1 pseudogene is annotated in these 534 nt (G+C 62.9%); it reads left to right on the top strand.

The window, feature by feature from the left end:
* Positions 1-534: pseudogene (locus tag J5M71_RS26985) on the top strand (PAS domain-containing sensor histidine kinase); the annotation flags it as partial.

Consider the following 534-nt stretch of genomic DNA (forward strand, 5'->3'; position numbering starts at 1 on the left):
CTGCTGGTGTTGTTGACCACGGTTCTGCTGGTCGCCAACCTGACCTTTATCAGCGCCGCCTACTACATTTCTCAGGAAAGCATGGCGCCTCAGGCCCTGCAGACCATCGGCCGGCTGATCGCCAATCCGAGTCTGGTCAGCGATGCGCTGGAGTCGCCGCGCAGCGCCGAGCGCCTGCTCAAGGAGCTCGACAGTTATTCACCGCTGCGCGCCGCCGCCCTGTATGACGGCAAGGGTGAACGCCTGGCGCAAGTGCAGCGCGGCGAGAAACTCAGTCTCCCCGAGCGCTACCGCCACGTCGAAGCCTGGCAACTCACCGAGTTTCGCAGCAATCAACTGATCACCCTGCCCCGCCCCGGTGCCGCGCCGGGGCATCTGTTGCTGGTCGCCAGCAGCGAACTGCCGATGGCGTTCTACACCGGCACTCTGACCGCCAGCCTCGGCATCCTGATCTTCAGCGTACTGCTGTGGCTGGTGATTGCCCGGCAGATCAAACGTCTGATTACCCGGCCGATTCATCAGCTTGAGGAATTG

This window comes from Pseudomonas sp. 43(2021) (genome assembly GCF_017490805.1).
GTDB lineage: Bacteria > Pseudomonadota > Gammaproteobacteria > Pseudomonadales > Pseudomonadaceae > Aquipseudomonas.